16 protein-coding genes are annotated in these 15,433 nt (G+C 72.1%); 10 read left to right on the top strand and 6 right to left on the bottom strand.

Annotated elements, in window-relative coordinates; genetic code table 11:
- Nucleotides 1–329: 329 nt before the first annotated feature.
- Nucleotides 330–644 (top strand): antitoxin Xre/MbcA/ParS toxin-binding domain-containing protein, encoded by a 315-nt coding sequence (locus HOQ23_RS10730; protein WP_172214533.1) that lies wholly within the window; start codon nt 330–332, stop codon nt 642–644.
- Nucleotides 645–995: 351 nt separating this feature from the next.
- Here the strand turns inward: HOQ23_RS10730 and HOQ23_RS10725 are convergent, their stop codons facing one another.
- The gene (locus tag HOQ23_RS10725; protein ID WP_172214531.1) at nt 996–1,436 is read right to left on the bottom strand and encodes a hypothetical protein; all 441 of its coding nucleotides are present in this window, start codon (nt 1,434–1,436) and stop codon (nt 996–998) included.
- Between the two features lie 418 nt (nt 1,437–1,854).
- On the opposite strand from HOQ23_RS10725, the gene HOQ23_RS10720 reads away from it, so the two are divergent.
- Nucleotides 1,855–2,706: a restriction endonuclease gene (locus HOQ23_RS10720; RefSeq protein WP_172214529.1), complete on the top strand. Its 852-nt coding sequence runs from the start codon at nt 1,855–1,857 to the stop codon at nt 2,704–2,706.
- Nucleotides 2,707–3,311: 605 nt separating this feature from the next.
- Here the strand turns inward: HOQ23_RS10720 and HOQ23_RS10715 are convergent.
- A complete protein-coding gene (locus HOQ23_RS10715; protein WP_172214527.1) occupies nt 3,312–3,839 on the bottom strand; it encodes a hypothetical protein in 528 nt (175 codons plus the stop codon).
- 121 nt (nt 3,840–3,960) lie between these two features.
- Nucleotides 3,961–4,164 carry a hypothetical protein gene (locus HOQ23_RS10710; protein ID WP_172214525.1) on the bottom strand — a complete coding sequence of 68 codons (204 nt, stop codon included), beginning with the start codon at nt 4,162–4,164 and terminating at the stop codon, nt 3,961–3,963.
- Nucleotides 4,165–4,401: 237 nt separating this feature from the next.
- Between HOQ23_RS10710 and HOQ23_RS10705 the strand changes: the two genes are divergently transcribed.
- From HOQ23_RS10705 to HOQ23_RS10695, 3 genes are all read left to right on the top strand, one after another.
- Nucleotides 4,402–5,829, top strand: coding sequence for a cytochrome ubiquinol oxidase subunit I (locus HOQ23_RS10705; protein WP_367650451.1), 1,428 nt, complete (start codon nt 4,402–4,404; stop codon nt 5,827–5,829).
- Nucleotides 5,826–6,833 (top strand): cytochrome d ubiquinol oxidase subunit II, encoded by a 1,008-nt coding sequence (locus HOQ23_RS10700; RefSeq protein ID WP_172214523.1) that lies wholly within the window; start codon nt 5,826–5,828, stop codon nt 6,831–6,833. The genes HOQ23_RS10705 and HOQ23_RS10700 overlap by 4 nt, the downstream gene beginning before the upstream one ends.
- A gap of 120 nt (nt 6,834–6,953) precedes the next feature.
- A complete protein-coding gene (locus HOQ23_RS10695; RefSeq protein ID WP_172214521.1) occupies nt 6,954–7,748 on the top strand; it encodes a DUF2382 domain-containing protein in 795 nt (264 codons plus the stop codon).
- 88 nt (nt 7,749–7,836) lie between these two features.
- Here HOQ23_RS10695 and HOQ23_RS10690 read toward each other — a convergent pair whose 3' ends face one another.
- Both HOQ23_RS10690 and HOQ23_RS10685 read right to left on the bottom strand, forming a co-directional pair.
- On the bottom strand, nt 7,837–8,313 hold the full coding sequence (locus HOQ23_RS10690) for a DUF2382 domain-containing protein (RefSeq protein WP_172214519.1): 477 nt from the start codon (nt 8,311–8,313) through the stop codon (nt 7,837–7,839).
- 70 nt (nt 8,314–8,383) lie between these two features.
- Nucleotides 8,384–9,034 (bottom strand): hypothetical protein, encoded by a 651-nt coding sequence (locus HOQ23_RS10685; protein ID WP_172214517.1) that lies wholly within the window; start codon nt 9,032–9,034, stop codon nt 8,384–8,386.
- Between the two features lie 184 nt (nt 9,035–9,218).
- Between HOQ23_RS10685 and HOQ23_RS10680 the strand changes: the two genes are divergently transcribed.
- Nucleotides 9,219–10,637, top strand: coding sequence for a M14 family zinc carboxypeptidase (locus HOQ23_RS10680; protein WP_172214515.1), 1,419 nt, complete (start codon nt 9,219–9,221; stop codon nt 10,635–10,637).
- 125 nt (nt 10,638–10,762) lie between these two features.
- Here HOQ23_RS10680 and HOQ23_RS10675 read toward each other — a convergent pair whose 3' ends face one another.
- Nucleotides 10,763–11,476: a dihydrofolate reductase family protein gene (locus tag HOQ23_RS10675; RefSeq protein ID WP_216654019.1), complete on the bottom strand. Its 714-nt coding sequence runs from the start codon at nt 11,474–11,476 to the stop codon at nt 10,763–10,765.
- A gap of 106 nt (nt 11,477–11,582) precedes the next feature.
- On the opposite strand from HOQ23_RS10675, the gene HOQ23_RS10670 reads away from it, so the two are divergent.
- From HOQ23_RS10670 to HOQ23_RS10655, 4 genes are all read left to right on the top strand, one after another.
- Nucleotides 11,583–11,966 carry a hypothetical protein gene (locus HOQ23_RS10670; RefSeq protein WP_172214513.1) on the top strand — a complete coding sequence of 128 codons (384 nt, stop codon included), beginning with the start codon at nt 11,583–11,585 and terminating at the stop codon, nt 11,964–11,966.
- A 48-nt stretch (nt 11,967–12,014) separates the two neighbouring features.
- Nucleotides 12,015–12,572 (top strand): dihydrofolate reductase family protein, encoded by a 558-nt coding sequence (locus HOQ23_RS10665; RefSeq protein ID WP_172214511.1) that lies wholly within the window; start codon nt 12,015–12,017, stop codon nt 12,570–12,572.
- A 52-nt stretch (nt 12,573–12,624) separates the two neighbouring features.
- Nucleotides 12,625–13,827, top strand: a complete 1,203-nt coding sequence (gene lhgO, locus HOQ23_RS10660) for an L-2-hydroxyglutarate oxidase (RefSeq protein ID WP_172214509.1) — start codon at nt 12,625–12,627, stop codon at nt 13,825–13,827.
- Nucleotides 13,828–13,910: 83 nt separating this feature from the next.
- Nucleotides 13,911–15,377 carry a short-chain fatty acid transporter gene (locus HOQ23_RS10655; protein WP_172214507.1) on the top strand — a complete coding sequence of 489 codons (1,467 nt, stop codon included), beginning with the start codon at nt 13,911–13,913 and terminating at the stop codon, nt 15,375–15,377.
- Nucleotides 15,378–15,433: the final 56 nt, after the last annotated feature.

Here is a 15,433-nt window from a genome sequence, read left to right as displayed (position 1 = left end):
CAACCGCCGGCGTCGCCAACGAGGCCTCGGCAAGCTCACCCCGGTCGAGTTTGAGATGATCTACGCGATCTCAGAAGCGGCCTGATCCCCGCAAACCCCGAGTGTCAACAAGACCGGGGGCAGTCCCTGGGACCTACCTGCGCGGAGCCTTCGAACCGTCTGCGCCGCCTCCGGGATGGGGCATGCCTGGCTGACTGCCGCCGACTCGTCGGCATGCGGCGAGGCGTCCCCTGGGGCCCCTAGCGACAGAGCGCCGCGACGTACCGTGGATCGCGATGGGGCAGTCGAGTGGGCACCTGGTGTGCAGCGTCTCGGCTCGCACTGAGGCAGTGCTCGCGCTGATCCACTCTCTGGTCGTGGTCGCTGACCTCCTCGATGTCCCCGTTGAACAGGTGGCGATGTGGCGCGACGGGGCGGGCTCCCCTTCGCCTGAGCAGGAGAGCCGTCTCAATGACCTCGCGCGACTCCCCTCGCGAGCCGCGCGGATCTTCGAGCGCATGGGCGCCCGGAACTGGACGTTCAATCCGAACGCGTTCCTCGGAGGGCTCAGGCCCATCGACGTGCTCCGCACGCGCGGGATCGAAGGGGCCGAGGTGGTCCTCGCCGCGTTCGGCGCGGCAGAGCAGTTGGCCTACGGCGGATGAGCGTGCGTCCGTCAACCATCTCGACCGTCCCCAGGGCTACGACGCCTGGTACTTCGCGCTGACCCCGGAGGTTGCGGTCGGCGAGTGTGCATGTCCTTGATCTTGTCGGGGTCGATGCGCCGGTGGCCGTCGAGGATGCGGCTCAGCGCGTACGACTTCCCGACGCCGGGGTGGCCCGGCGGTGACGATGATGACCCGCCCCTCGGTGGGGACCTTGGGCTGCCTGGCGCTGTAGGTCTTGATGATGGCGCGCTGGAGGGCTGGGTCTCGAAGGAAGGCGTCCAGGCTCGACGGCGCGTTCGCCAGTGGGCCGGACGGCCACGTAGGAGCGTCCGCTCGGCATGGACGCGGTCACGGTCTCGGTGGTTGAACTGCGTCGCGGACACGCTCGTACTCCTCCTCGGAGAGAAGCCCGGTCATGGACGCGTGAGTGACCTCGTCCCAGGTGCCTTCGATGGCGCCCTCAAGCGGTTCCGGGGCGTACTCGCGGAAGGTGTAGTCGTAGCCGATGAGCGCTTGGATCATCTGCTCGCGCTCGGGGCCGTCGACGTCGGCGACGATGGCGCGCAAGATGATCTCCTCGGGCGTCTCGACGTCTGCGGAGCGTCCTTCCATCGCTTTCAGCATGCGGTGCACACGCGGCTGGGTGGTGCCCAGTACCTCGGCGATCTCACGCTGGGAGTAGTGCTCGGAGAGACGCAGCGCGTCGTGCATCTCCTCCAGTCGGTCCAAGCGCTCACGGGCCCGACGGATCCGGGCGCTCGTGGCGATCTCCAAGAGCCCGATCGGCATGTCGCTCGCGCCCCAGTCCGATCGACGCGTGTCGTCCCTGACGACCAGCGCGCGCCTGGAGGTGGTGGCGATGACGGCCTCCGCGGTTCGGATTCGCCAGCGTACGCTGATACGCCGTGTATCAACGAGGATGCGGGGGACGCGGCGCCGTCGAGGATCGCGTTGATCTTGTTGGGCACGGCACCCTTCGGGGCCCTGGTCACCGCGCGGCGAACGAGCATGCGCTAAGGGGGGATCTCCGCGATAGGGGTCTGCCCCCGGTCTGTTGTAAACCTGTCACCCGTTCGTGCAGCAGCCCCTTCCGCTCTGGAAACCAGTTCGCGGGTAGGCGCGAGCGAGTTGTTCGGTGGCCGGATGAGCGGCCGGGGCGGTTCAGGGTGTCTATGCCGTCGGGGAGGAGGTCGGCGAAACTAGGTCGGTGCCCGCGCCGAACTCGAAGTCCAACTCGAAGCCGGTCTCGAAGGGGGCGGCTCGCGCGGTCGGTCGGGCGGGCGAACGGGAGAACGGGCGGGCCAGGCAGCAGGCTGTGGACGCGGCAGTCCATGAGGCGATTCAGGCCGCGGTGAACGTCGCGCCGATGTCGAAGAAGGCGAAGAAGAGGGCAGCCGAGCAGGCCCGTCTGGCCGCAGTCGAAGCCGCTGCCGCCGAGAGGGCCGCGCAGAAGGCAGCGGCGCAGAAGGAAGCCGAGGATCAGCGGGCCATCGCGGCCAGCCCGCACAAGTTCCCGCCCATCGACCACGCGACCGCCGGGCCGCGGTCAGCGGAGCAGTACGTCGCGGTCGTGCTGCGCACCGTGCTCGGAGCGAACAAGGTGAAGGTCACGTCGGGTGGGCGCGACGAAGGGATCGACGTCGTCTCCAGGGGCTTCTCGGTCCAGGTCAAGCGGTATGCGAACCAGGCGATCGGGCGCCCTGACATCCAGCGGCTCAACGGCGCCCGACGCCCAGGCACCGAAGGACTGTTCTTCACCTCGTCGCGCTACACCAAGGAGGCGATCGCGTACGCCGGCGCCAACGGGATCGCGTTGTTCACCTTCGACTTCGACGGTGTCGTACCGCCGCGAGGCGTCAACAAGCGAGCGAAGACGTTGTTGAACGGCACGGACCAGCGCACTGCTGCGGCTCGCAGGTACGGCGACGCTCTGTCGTATCTGCGGATGATGAGCAACGACAGCACGCTGCCCGACGAGACGCGAGCAGCAGCCCGGGAACTGGCTGCCTTCCTGGCTCCGCTCCGTCGGCCAGACGGCGAAGGGCCGTCAGCCAGATGAGCCCGTCGGCGGTGGGCAGCCGATCGCAGGAGCGAGCGTTGCTGACTACTAGGGCGACGGATGTCCGATGCGCAGCAGCGAGGAAGAAAACCGGGGCACCAGCCGCCCGTCCGCAGCGCAGGAAAGCACGCGCAGATCTGATGGAAGCAACTCCTTGGCGGCTGAAGGGACTCTGCAGTCGCCACTCCTTCGTGGCCGAAGGTCCGCTTGTGAATCTTCTTGAGCGCTCATGCTCGGAGGTGAAGGCGAGAACGAGCATCGCGATGACAAGAATGGTCGAGCCCGCAAGGCCGTGGAGCGCAGACGAGGTCGCATGAGCGCTCATTACGGTGCCGCGGAGGGGCCTGTCTGCTTCGCGAATCCCTTCATGGAGTCCACCGTGCTGCAGCAGAGCACTCTTAGCGGTCCGGCGATCCGCCTGCGGGAACGTAGTGGTCCGGGTTGTAGGCGCTGAGAGCCTCACTGCGCGTTTCATTTTCGCGGTCAAGGACGTTGCAAGTTCGCGACACCTGGGCGTCAACGCCTTTCAGATTCGTCGATCGTCGGCACGCGGCGCCGATGCCGGCGTGGCTGCTGCCGCCCAGGGGTCCTGGCGCAGCGCGGCGTCAGTTGCCGGTGAGCGAGAGCAGGTCGAGGAGGGCCTGCGGCGGGTCGCCCTTGACGGTGTCGACCTCGACCTCGTCCTCACCAAGCACGGTGAACGTGACCAGGCCGGTGGCGTCGGCGTCGTCGAAGGAGCACGCGGTGCCGGGTCCTGCGCGCAGCGCGCCGGTCGAGATCGCGTCCGCGCCCGTGCCCTCGGTCGCCGCGTCGTAGGCGAAGTACGCCTCGTCGGTCGTCGAGGTTGCGCACAACGTCGAGGGGGTGCCCCCGGCGGACCTCTCGAGCGATACGACCGCGAATCCGGTGTCGGTGTTCCAGCCGAGGGCTTCGTTCATCGTCGAGACCGGCGAGTCGGGCGCCACCCGCTTGGTGAACATCTCCATCGCCGCGGCCCAGGCAGCCGCCTCCGCGGCCGCGGCGTCCGCCGGGACGTCGGTGGGGTCAGCGGATCCGCCGTCGTTGCTGCTCGTGGAGCAGGCGGCGAGGCTCAGCGCCGCGCCGGCGGCGAGGACGGGCAGAAGTCGTTTCATGGTTGCTCCTCTGCCGGGGTCCCGGCTCAGTGTCGGGGGGGGTGCTCCTCCTGAGAGGGCACAGGAGGTCGATGCTCCCGCATGGCGGGCGGGCGTGGAGGGCGAACGGGGGATCGCGGCGTCACGCCCCCAGCGCGACACCCAGCTCGCTCTCCACGACGCGGTCGCCGCACTGGTTGCGGAACTCCTGGATGGGGCCGGGATCTCCTTGCGGCACGGGGGGACACGCGGCGTACCAGAAGTTGATCACCGCAGGCCCCGAGATCGCCTGAAGGTCGGTGCTGGCCGCCCCGCCGCCGGGGCAGGCGAGCTCCAGATCGGGCATGTCGTTGGGGGAGGTGCGTTCTCCCGGCGACACACGAGGGCCACCCGGGCCGGCGCCGTGCCGACTCGAGCAGCACCGCAGCGGCACCGGACTGGTCGAGACGCGTGGGGCGCCAGGGACGGCGTACCCCGGCTAGGTAGGACGAGGCCGGCGTGCTGGCCTGGTAGGCGTACGGCGGCGCCTCCCGCGCCCCTGCGGGGGTGGCGCGGCGCCGGACTCCGACCTACCGTCGATGAGGTGCCCGTCACAGACGTCGTGATCCAGGTCCTCGCGGCCGAGCCCGCGGGGCTGCTCCCCGCCCGGCAGCAGATGGCGCTGTCGCTGGGGTGGCACATCATCCTGGCCTGTTTCGGCGTCGCGTTCCCCGCGGTCATCTTCACGATGCACCTCATCGGCATCCGCCGCGACGACTCGGACGCGCTGGCGCTGGCCCGCAAGTGGGGCAAGGTCTCCGCGGTCCTCTTCGCGATCGGGGCGGTGTCCGGCACGGTCCTCAGCTTCGAGATGGGCCTGCTGTGGCCCGGGCTGATGGGCACCTACGGCGACGTGCTGGGCCTGCCGTTCGCCTTCGAGGGCCTGGCCTTCTTCCTCGAGGCGATCTTCCTCGGCATCTACCTCTACGGCTGGGACCGGATGCCGCCCAAGCGGCACCTGCTGATGGTGCTGCCGATGGCGGTCACCGGCGTGGTCGGCACCTACTGCGTGGTCGCGGTCAACGCGTGGATGAACGTGCCCGTCGGCTTCGACATCGTCGACGGCGCGGTCACCAACGTGCGGCCCTGGGACGTGCTGTTCAGCTCCGCGGCATTCTGGCAGTTCCTGCACATGTGGGTCGCGGCGTACATGGTCGTCGGCTTCATGATCGCCTCGGTCTACGCGGTGGGGATGCTGCGCGGGCGCCGGGACCGACGCCACCGGCTCGGGTTCGACGTCGCGTTCGCGTTCGCCAGCGTCTCGGCGGTCGTGCAGCCGTTCGTCGGCCACCTGCTCGGCGGCCGCATCGCCGACGCGCAGCCGGCCAAGCTGGCGGCGTTCGAGCTCGCCCTGGAGACCGAGAGCCCCTCGCCGCTGCGCCTGGGCGGGGTCCTCATCGACGACACGGTGCGGTGGGCCGTCGACATCCCGTACCTCGGCTCGCTCATCGCCCGCAACTCCTTCACCGCCCCCGTGGAGGGGCTCGAGAGCTTCCCGCGCGAGGACTGGCCGCCGGTCAACCTCACGCACCTGTCCTTCCAGACCATGGTCGGCATCGGGACGCTGCTGGCGGCGGCCGTGGTCGTGTACTGGCTCGCGCGCTGGCGCGGGCACGACCTGGTCGAGCGGCGCTGGTTCCTGCGCTTCGTGGCGGTGTCCGGGGTGCTGGCCATCGTCGCGATGGAGGCCGGCTGGATCGCCACCGAGGTCGGCCGGCAGCCGTGGGTCGTCTACAACATCCTGCGCACCTCCGACGCGGCCGGGGACAACCCGGGCCTGTGGTGGATGCTCGCCGCCACCGTCGTCGTCTACACCGGCATGACGATCGGCGCGATCGTGGTGCTGCGTTCGATGGCCCGGCGCTGGCGCAAGGGCGACGCCGACCTGCCCAGCCCGTACGGCCCGGAGGAGGCGCTCGTCACCACCGAGAGCGCCGCCGGCCCGGGCGAGGGCACCGGGGAGCGGAGATGACCCTCGCGGTCGCGGTCGCCGCGGCACTCTTCGTCGGCGTCGTGGCCTACGCGCTGTTCGGGGGCGCCGACTTCGGCTCCGGCTTCTACGACCTCACCGCGGGCGGCGCCCGCACGGGCGCCGCGCTCCGCACGCTGATCGACCACAGCATCGGTCCGGTGTGGGAGGCCAACCACGTGTGGCTGATCTACGTGCTGGTGATGTGGTGGACCGGCTTCCCGGAGTCCTTCGCGACCGCGATGTCGACGCTGATCCTGCCGATGCTCTTCGCGCTGGCCGGCATCGTGCTGCGCGGGGCCGCCTTCGCGTTCCGCAAGTACGCCGAGACGCTGAGCCAGGCGCGGCTGTTCGGCGCCGTCTTCGCCGGGTCCTCGCTGATCGCGCCGTTCTTCTTCGGCACCGTGGCGGGCGCGATCGCCTCGGGACGGGTGCCGGCCGACGGCACCGGGGACCGGATCGGCTCCTGGGTGAACCCGACGTCGCTGTTCGGCGGGCTGATCGCGGTCGGGACCTGCGCGTTCCTCGCCGGGTGCTTCCTGTGCGCGGACGCCGAGCGCACCGGCCAGCCCCGGCTGGCCGGCCAGCTGCGGACCCGGACCCTCGGGGTGGGGGTCGCGACCGGCGTCCTGGTGTTCGTGGCGCTGGTACCGCTGCGCCGCGACGCCCCGACGCTGACCGAGGGCCTGGAGACCCAGGCGGCGCCGCTGATCGTGCTCTCCGGGATCGCGGGGGTCGCGACGCTGGTCCTGGTCTACCTGCGGCGCTTCGCGGTGGCCCGGGTGAGCGCGCTGGTCGCCGTCGCCGCGGTGATCTCCGGCTGGGGGGTCGCGCAGTACCCGTGGCTGCTCGTCGACGAGGTGACGATCAACGACGCAGCCGGCGCGGACACCACGCTCCGCGCGCTGCTGGTCACCGTCGCGCTCGCGGTCGTGCTGGTGGTGCCGGCGATGGCGTACCTCTTCCGCCTCACCCAGACCGACGCCTGGTCGCGGAACGACGCCTGAGACGCGCGGGTCCACCCCACCCCTTGCGGTGGTCCGGGCGCCCATCCGGGCGCGGTGTGCATGGTCTGTCGGACCACGGCTACAGGCTCGAAACGCACATTCCCGAGGAGGGAGCGACACATGTTCGACGAGACACAGGCCTCGAACGTCATCGGCTCGACGGCGTACGGCACCGACGGTGCCAAGATCGGCAAGGTCGGCCAGCTGTTCATGGACGACGCGACGGGTCGTCCCGAGTTCGTCACCGTCAACACCGGGTTCTTCGGCACCAAGGAGTCGTTCGTACCGGTGGCCGAGGCCGAGTTCGACGGCTCCGCGCTGCGGCTGCCCTACGACAAGGACCTGATCAAGGGAGCCCCCAACGTCGACCTCGAGGGCGACGGGCACCTCCCCGAGGGCGAGGAGGAGCGCCTCTACGCCCACTACGGGCTCGGGTCCGGGTACCTCGCCGGCGATCCCGGCGTCAGCGGCATGGGGACCGGCACCGGCACGATGGGCACCCAGCCCGCCGGGCAGGACGTGTCCGGGCCGAACACCGACGACGCGATGACGCGCTCGGAGGAGCGCCTCGACGTCGGCAAGGCCTCGCGGGAGTCGGGCCGGGCGCGACTGCGCAAGTACGTCACCACGGAGACCGAGACGCACACCGTCCCGGTCACCAAGGAGCGTGCGGTCGTGGAGTCCGAGCCGGTCACCAGCGGCAACGTCGACCAGGCGCTCGACGGTCCCGACATCTCCGAGGAGGAGCACGAGGTGGTCCTCAACGAGGAGCGCCCCGTGGTCGGCAAGACCACCGAGGCGGTCGAGCGGGTCCGCCTGGGCAAGGAGAGCACCGTCGAGGACGAGACCGTGACCGAGGAGGTCCGCAAGGAGCACATCGAGGTGGAGGGCGACGTCGACGACCGACGCCGCTGACCCCGACGCTCGCTGACCCACCGCGACCGCTCGTGCCTCCGGGTGCGGGCGGTCGCTGCGCGCGTCCGGGGTCGTGCCGGGACGGGGGTCAGGACGGCTGGGACGGGCCGTGGTCGCGGTGCTCGACCTCGACGCCGTCGTCGGCCTCCACCGTGACGTGCTCGCGGCGCAGCTCGACCTCGACGGTCTCCTCCTCGACGACGGTCTGCTTGCGCACGATCACCCGCTCGCGCACCACCCGCCTCTTGGTGATCTCGAGGATCTCCTCGAAGAGCGGGACCGACAGCGACCCGTCCTCGAGGGTCTCGACCTCGCCGCTGTCGGCCTCGCCCGCCGGCACCCGCTCGGAGGTGTCGAGCTCCTCGGTCCCGCGGGAGACCACCGCCTGGGTGGGGACGGTCTCGACCTCGGTGCGCACCCGGACCCGGCCCGCCTCGCGGCGCTCGGTGCCGATCTCGGCGCGTTCCTCGTGCCGCGTGGTCTCGGCGCCCTGGTCGGGTCCTGCGTCGGGCTGCTCCCGGGGCGCGTCCGGGCCGCCGGTGCTCCCGCTGTCGGTGTCGTCCATGATCAGCTCCCAGCTCCCCCGGGGTCGTGCTGCGCGGGTACCCGGGATCGCGCGGGCCACGCAGCCCCGGCTACAGGTCGCCCGGCTCGAACCAGGCGGCGGAGGCGAGGGACCGCTCCTCGCGCAGGACGGACACCTCCAGCAGCAGGGAGCCGCGCGCGGGCGGTGTCGCGCCGTCAGCGGCCAGCGCCGCGCCCGCCCGGACGCCCAGGACCAGCCCGGTGCGGTCATCGAGGTGCAGCTCGCACGCGCCGTACGACTCGAGCGCGCAGCGCACGAGGGTCGTCTCGCGCGGCGCCTCGCCGAGACCGGGCACGGCGACGGGGTCGGCCGGGCCCGCGACCTCGGGCCAGCCCTCCACGTCGAAGGAGTCGCAGAAGCTCTCGAGGGACGCGATCGCGAGCCCCTCCGTCCCGTAGTCGGGCGGGAGGAGCATCGGGCTCTCGGCGTCACCGTGCGTCACGAGCACGCACGCCGGGTCGTCGGGGTCGCGGGCCGCGCTGAGGTCGTCGGTCTCCAGCCACAGCAGCCGGCCGTCGGGGCGGCGTACGGCGACGTCCGTGTCGCGGCGGCACACGACCAGGCGCCGGGGTCCGTGCGGTCCCTCGTGGACGGTGAGCTCGGCGACGAGCACCGCGCCGTCGTGGGGCGGGAGCGGGGCGTGGTCTGCGAACGGCGCGACCCGCCCGCCCCCGAGCCTGAAGAAGCTGTGGTTGTCCACGCCCGAGACCTCCCCGTGATCGACGGTGTCCGGACAGGATGCACCACGGGCGGGAGGGCCATCGGTCACCCGAGGGGGTCCTTGCCACGGCGGCGCGGCGCGAGGATGGTGAAGGGCCCCACCAACTCCGCTGCGACTCGGGCAGGCAGAACGGGCCGGGCGCGGCGCGTTCTCGAGGAGCGCCATGACCCCCGTACCCCCGCCCCGCTCACCCGCAGCCTCTCGCGCTCGCCGCGCACGCACCCGCCGCCGGGTCGGTGCCACGGTCGCGACGCTGACCGCCTCCGCGCTGGTCGCCGCCGGACTGTGGGGCGCCAGCCCCGCCCCCGGCCAGGCCGAACCCGGCGGCGGCTCGGACATGCCCGAGACCCTGCAGGCGGCGCCCAGCCCGCTGCGCACGCCGTTCGAGGAGTCGAACGGCGCGCGCTGGACGACGGTCCCCGAGTCCCAGCGGTTCTGGCGCCAGCTGGACCGCAGCAGCGATCGCGTGAAGGTGACCCGGGTCGGGCGCAGCGTCGAGGGCCGGCCGCTCCAGCTGGTCGCGGTCGGCGACCCGGCGCCCGCGTCGGCGGCGGAGGCCGCCGAGGGCTCGGTGCTGATGTACACCTGCTCGGTCCACGGTGACGAGAACTCCGGGCGCGAGGCGTGCATGCGCCTGGCCCGCGACATGTCGACCACCACCGACCCCGCGTGGCGCCGGCTGCTCCGCGACACCACGGTGCTCTTCATCAACCTCAACCCCGACGGCTGGGTCGCGAACACCCGCCAGAACGCCCAGGGCCTCGACGTCAACCGCGACTACATGGCGCTGGAGTCGCCGGAGGCGCGGACGGTGGTGAAGCTGATCCGCGACTGGAAGCCGGACGTGCTCAACGACCTCCACGAGTACGGCCCGAACCCCTATTACCGCACCGACCTGCTCCAGCTGTGGCCGCGCAACCGCCAGGTCGACCCGACCGTGCACGACCTCGCCCGGACGATGAGCGAGGACTACGCGGGCGGCCAGGTCGAGGCCTCGGGCTACACCTCCGGGGAGTACGGCATCTTCGTCAAGGACGGCGAGCCGTTCCGCCAGGTCGCCGGTGACGAGCAGGGCCGGATCCTGCGCAACTACGCCGGCCTCCAGCACGTCGCCGGGATGCTGAGCGAGACCGCCAACGAGCCGCTGGACGCCGAGGAGGAGGCCGACGAGGCGCTCACCAACCGGCGCCGGGTCGAGGTCAACTACCTCAGCGCGGTCGGCAGCGCGCAGTTCACCCTGGAGAACCGCGACACCCTGCTCCGCGAGACCGCCGCGGCCGCCGAGCGGGCGATCGCGAAGGGCGCGAGCCGCAGCGGCGTCGTCTACTTCGCCGGCCAGGACAACGTGCTGCCCACCGAGGCCTCGGACGTCGAGCCGGAGCCGATGTGCGGCTACCAGCTCACCCTCGAGCAGCGCCGCGACGTCGCCCGCACGCTGCGCCTGCACGGCATCACCTGGCGCAACAACGCCGAGGGGTCCTACGTGACGATGGCGCAGGAGGACCAGCCGCTGATCCCGCTGCTCCTCGACGCCCGCTCGGAGTACCGGATCACCGAGGCGACGCCGGTGGAGGTCTGCTGAGCGCCACCCCCGCCCGCTTGTAACGCGGGGTTATTGACGCTGAACACGCTTCAGGAGGCGTGTGGAGCGACAATAACCCCGCGTTACAGCGCGCCACGGGCGCCGCGGCCAGCCCGGGTCGGCCCTCAGCGGCGCCAGAACAGGTGGTGCACCACGCCGCCGGACGGGCTCGGGACGACGTCGAGGTGGTAGCGGTCGAGCAGGTCCGCGGGGCTCTCCCACAGCCGAGAGCCGGCGCCGAGCTCCACTGGTGCCACCGCGACGTGCAGCGTGTCGACGAGGTCGGCGTCCAGGAACTGCCGCACGGTGTCGGCGCCGCCGCCGAGGCGCACGTCCTTGCCGTCGGCGGCCGCGAACGCCCGGTCGAGCACCTCCGCCGGCGTACCGCCCACGAAGTGGAAGGTCGTGTCGGACAGGCTGAACGAGGGCCGCTCGTGGTGGGTCATCACGAGGACGGGGGTGTGGAACGGCGGGTCCTCGCCCCACCAGCCCTGCCAGCTCAGGTCGGGCCACGGGCCGCGCTGCGGGCCGAACTTGTTGCGGCCCATGATCTCGGCGCCGATGTTGCGGTGGAAGTCGCGCACCAGGTAGTCGTCCAGGCCGCGGCTGCCGCCCGGGTCGGTGCGGTTGGGCCAGCTCGCGGTGGCACCCGCCCGCGCGACCAGCTGTCCCGGGTCGGCGTGGCCGAACGGGCGCTCGAGGCTCTGTCCCTGCCCCGCGGCGTACCCGTCGCTGGACACGCAGAAGTTGTGCACTCGTACCTGCTGGGTCACGGCCTGCTCCTCGAGGTCGGGGTCGGGGTCGTGGTGACTCAGACCGTGGTGGGGAGGGGGACTCATCGGGCCCTCCCGGTAGTCCGCCACACAGGTGTCGTGATCTCGCCGATCGACGACACCTGTGTGGCGGACTATCACCCCTCGGGGGCCAGAGCGTCAGAATCGACACGTGCGCGAGGGACGGTGGCGGCGGGTGACCCGGGGGTCGTGGCAGTCCGCGGCGGTGACGGCCGTGGCGCTCGCCTGGGCACGGTGCTGGGGCGCGCGGGCGGCGTACGACGAGGAGGCGGGACTGTTCGTGTGCGCCGGGATGCGCGGGGGCTACGCGCGCGGCGGCACGACGTACGGCGGGGCGTACCTCACCGGCAACCCCCGCCCCGGCCGGGGGGTGCTGCGCCACGAGGCGGTGCACGCCGAGCAGTGGGCGCGCCACGGCCTCGGGTTCGGGCCCCGCTACCTGCTCGAGGAGCTGCGCCGCCCCGGCGCGCGCAACCGCTTCGAGGTCGAGGCCGGGCTGCGCGACGGCGGGTACGGCGACCCGCCGCCCGGATAGCCCCGAAATGGAGGTCCCGCCGGCGGCGGGGGCGTGTCAGCATCGGGCATGCGACCCCTGATCGTCACCGAGTTCATCAGCCTCGACGGCGTGATCGACTCACCCGGCGGCGGGGCGCACCCGCGTGCCGGGTGGACCTTCACCGACGTCCCCTTCGAGGAGGCGGCCTACGAGATCAAGGGCCGCGAGCAGGCGGAGGCCTCCGCGCTGCTGCTGGGCCGGGTGACCTACGAGGAGTTCGCGCCGGTGTGGCCGACGATGGCGGAGTTCGCGGAGTACAACGCGATGCCCAAGTACGTCGTCTCCTCCACCCTGCGCGAGCTGCCGTGGGGCCCCGCGACGGCGCTCGGCTCGCTGGCGGAGGTGGCCGAGCTCAAGCAGGGCGACGGCGGCCCGATCCACGTCCAGGGCAGCGCGACCCTCGCCCAGGGGCTGGCCGCGGCCGGGCTCGTGGATCGCTACCACCTGCTGACCTTCCCGGTGGTGCTCGGCGCGGGCAAGCGGCTCTTCGCCTCCGACGCCGACCACCACGGCCGCCTCGAGCTGGTCGAGCACGCGACGTACGACAACGGGATCCGGCTCGGGGTCTACGACGTGGTCCGCTGAGCCCTGGCGGGGATCGGCGGCGTCCTCGGCGCGGATGCGCGAGGATCGCGCCATGACGGAGGGGATCGGGCAGACCATCGGCGTCGTCGGCGGCGGGATCGTCGGGCTGGCCGTCGCGCGCGAGCTCACCCGGCGCCGCCCCGGGACCCGGGTGGTGGTGCTGGAGAAGGAGGAGCAGCTCGCGCGGCACCAGACCGGGCACAACTCCGGTGTCGTGCACGCGGGGATCTACTACCGGCCCGGCAGCCTCAAGGCCGAGCTGTGCACCCGGGGGCGGAGCCTGCTGCGCGAGTACTGCGCCGAGCGCGCGATCCCCTACGAGGAGTGCGGCAAGCTCGTGGTCGCCGTCGACCGCTCCGAGCTGGGCCGGCTCGACACCCTGGAGAGGACCGCCACCGAGAACGGCGTACCCGGCCTGCGCCGCGTCGAGGGGGCCGGGATCACCGAGGTCGAGCCGTACGCCGCCGGGCTGGTCGCGCTGCACTCCCCGCAGACCGCGATCACCGACTACGTCGCCGTCGCGCACGCCTACGCCGACGACGTGCGCGCCGCCGGCGGAGAGGTGCGCACCGGCACCGAGGTCACCGGGATCCGTCGTACGGCGAGCGGCGTCGAGGTGGCGACCACGCAGGGCCCGCTGCGGGTGGACCGGCTGGTGGTGTGTGCCGGGCTGTACGCCGACCGGGTCTCGCAGTGGGCCGACGGCAGCGCCGGGCCCCGGATCGTGCCGTTCCGCGGGGAGTACATGAGCGTGCGCCCGGCCAAGGCCGACCTGGTGCGCGGGATGGTCTACCCGGTCCCGGACCCGCGCTACCCGTTCCTCGGCGTGCACTTCACCCGCCGGGTGGGCGGCGGCCTCGAGGTCGGCCCGAACGCCGTGCTGGCGCTGGCCCGTGAGGGCTACCGGCGCCGCGACGCCCGCCTCGAGGACCTGCGCGAGTTCGCCGCCTGGCCGGGCTTCTGGCGGCTGGCGGCGACCCACTGGCGCACCGGCGCGCGCGAGCTGCGCGGCAGCCTGTCGGTGCGTGCCTACATGGCCGTCGCGAGCCGCTACGTGCCGCAGATCGGCGCCGCCGACGTGGTCCGCGCGGGTGCCGGGGTGCGCGCGCAGGCCGTCGAGCGCGACGGCAGCCTGCTCGACGACTTCCGGGTGCTCGGCGACGAGGCGGTCACCACCGTGCGCAACGCGCCCTCGCCCGCCGCCACCTCCAGCCTCGCGATCGCCGAGCACGTGGTGGACCGGATGGGGCTGTAGCGGGGCGGATTCGATCCCGACCTCGCGGGCATCGTCTGCCTGGCAGCGCGCCCTGCCTGCCGCTTCGGATCGAAGGAGTCGCGATGTCCCAGGCCACCCCCCAGGCCCCGTCGGAACGCGGACCGGACACCGGTGCCGAGCAGGCGCGCGAGCGCGGGCTCGCCCGGTTCGCCCAGCGCACCGCCGCGTGGACCGAGACCTGGTTCCCCGATGCCTACGTCTTCGCCCTCGTCGGCGTCGTCGTCGTCTCGCTGGCGGCGTTCGTCAACGGGTCCAGCCCCCGGGTGGTCGCCGAGGCGTTCGGCGGCGGCTTCTGGGACCTGACCGCGTTCACCCTGCAGATGGCGATGGTGGTGCTCACCGGTTACATCGTCGCCACCTCGCCACCCGTCGCGCGCCTGATCGAGCGGATCGCGAGGGTGCCGTCCACGCCGCGCGGGGCGGTCGCCTTCGTGGCGCTGCTGTCGTGCCTGGTCTCGATGCTCAACTGGGGCCTCAGCCTGGTGTTCTCGGGGCTGCTGGCCCGCGCGATCGCGCGCCGTCCGGACCTGCGGGCGGACTACCGGGCGCTCGGCGCCGCGGCGTACCTCGGCCTCGGCGCGGTGTGGGCGCTCGGCCTGTCCTCCTCGGCTGCGCAGCTGCAGGCCACGCCGGCCTCGCTGCCGCCGGAGCTGCTGGAGATCACCGGGGTGCTCGACTTCGGGGCCACGATCTTGACCTGGCAGTCGCTGGTGATGGCCGCGGTCCTGATCGTGCTCAGCGTCGTGATCGCCTGGGCCTCCGCGCCGCGCGGCGAGGCGGTGCGCACCGCCGAGGACCTCGGTGTCGACCTCGACGACCGGGTCGCCGAGCCGGCGGCGCGCACCCGGCCCGGGGAGTGGCTGGAGCACTCGCGGATCCTGCCGGCGCTGATCGGGATGCTGACGCTGCTGTGGCTGGTCTGGCAGTTCATCGACCTGCCGGTGCTGACGGTGCTGAGCAACCTCAACGGCTACCTGCTGGTCTTCCTGGTCCTCGGCCTGGTCCTGCACGGCACGCCGCGCCGCTTCCTCGACGCCACGACCAAGGCGGTGCCGTCGACGGCGGGCGTGCTCGTGCAGTTCCCGCTGTACGCCGCGATGGCCGCGATCCTCACCCGCGCCGAGGGTCGCGGCGGGGTCACGGTGTCCGAGCACCTCGCGGACCTGTTCACCGGCATCGGCGGCGGTGGCGCGTTCGCGGTCGTGATCGCGCTCTACACCGCGTTGCTGGGCCTGCTGGTGCCGTCCGGCGGCGGCAAGTGGCTGGTCGAGGCGCCGTACGTCATGCAGTCGGCCAGCGACGTCGGGATGAACCTCGGCTGGACGGTGCAGATCTACAACGCCGCCGAGGCACTGCCGAACCTGGTGAACCCCTTCTTCATGCTGCCGCTGCTCGCGGTGCTCGGCCTGCGGGCGCGCGACCTGGTGGGCTTCACGTTCCTGCAGTTCCTCTTCCACCTACCGGTGGTGCTCCTGCTGCTGTGGCTGCTCGGCATGACGTTCGAGTACGTGCCGCCGGTGATGCCCTAGCGGCGGTCCGGCCCCGAAATAGCTGTAACGCGGGGTTATGGACGCTTCCCACGCCG

This window comes from Nocardioides sp. zg-DK7169, from assembly GCF_013155365.1.
Lineage (GTDB): Bacteria > Actinomycetota > Actinomycetes > Propionibacteriales > Nocardioidaceae > Nocardioides.
The sequence above is the reverse complement of the archived record's forward strand: the minus strand, read 5'-3'. Positions and strand labels throughout refer to the sequence as shown.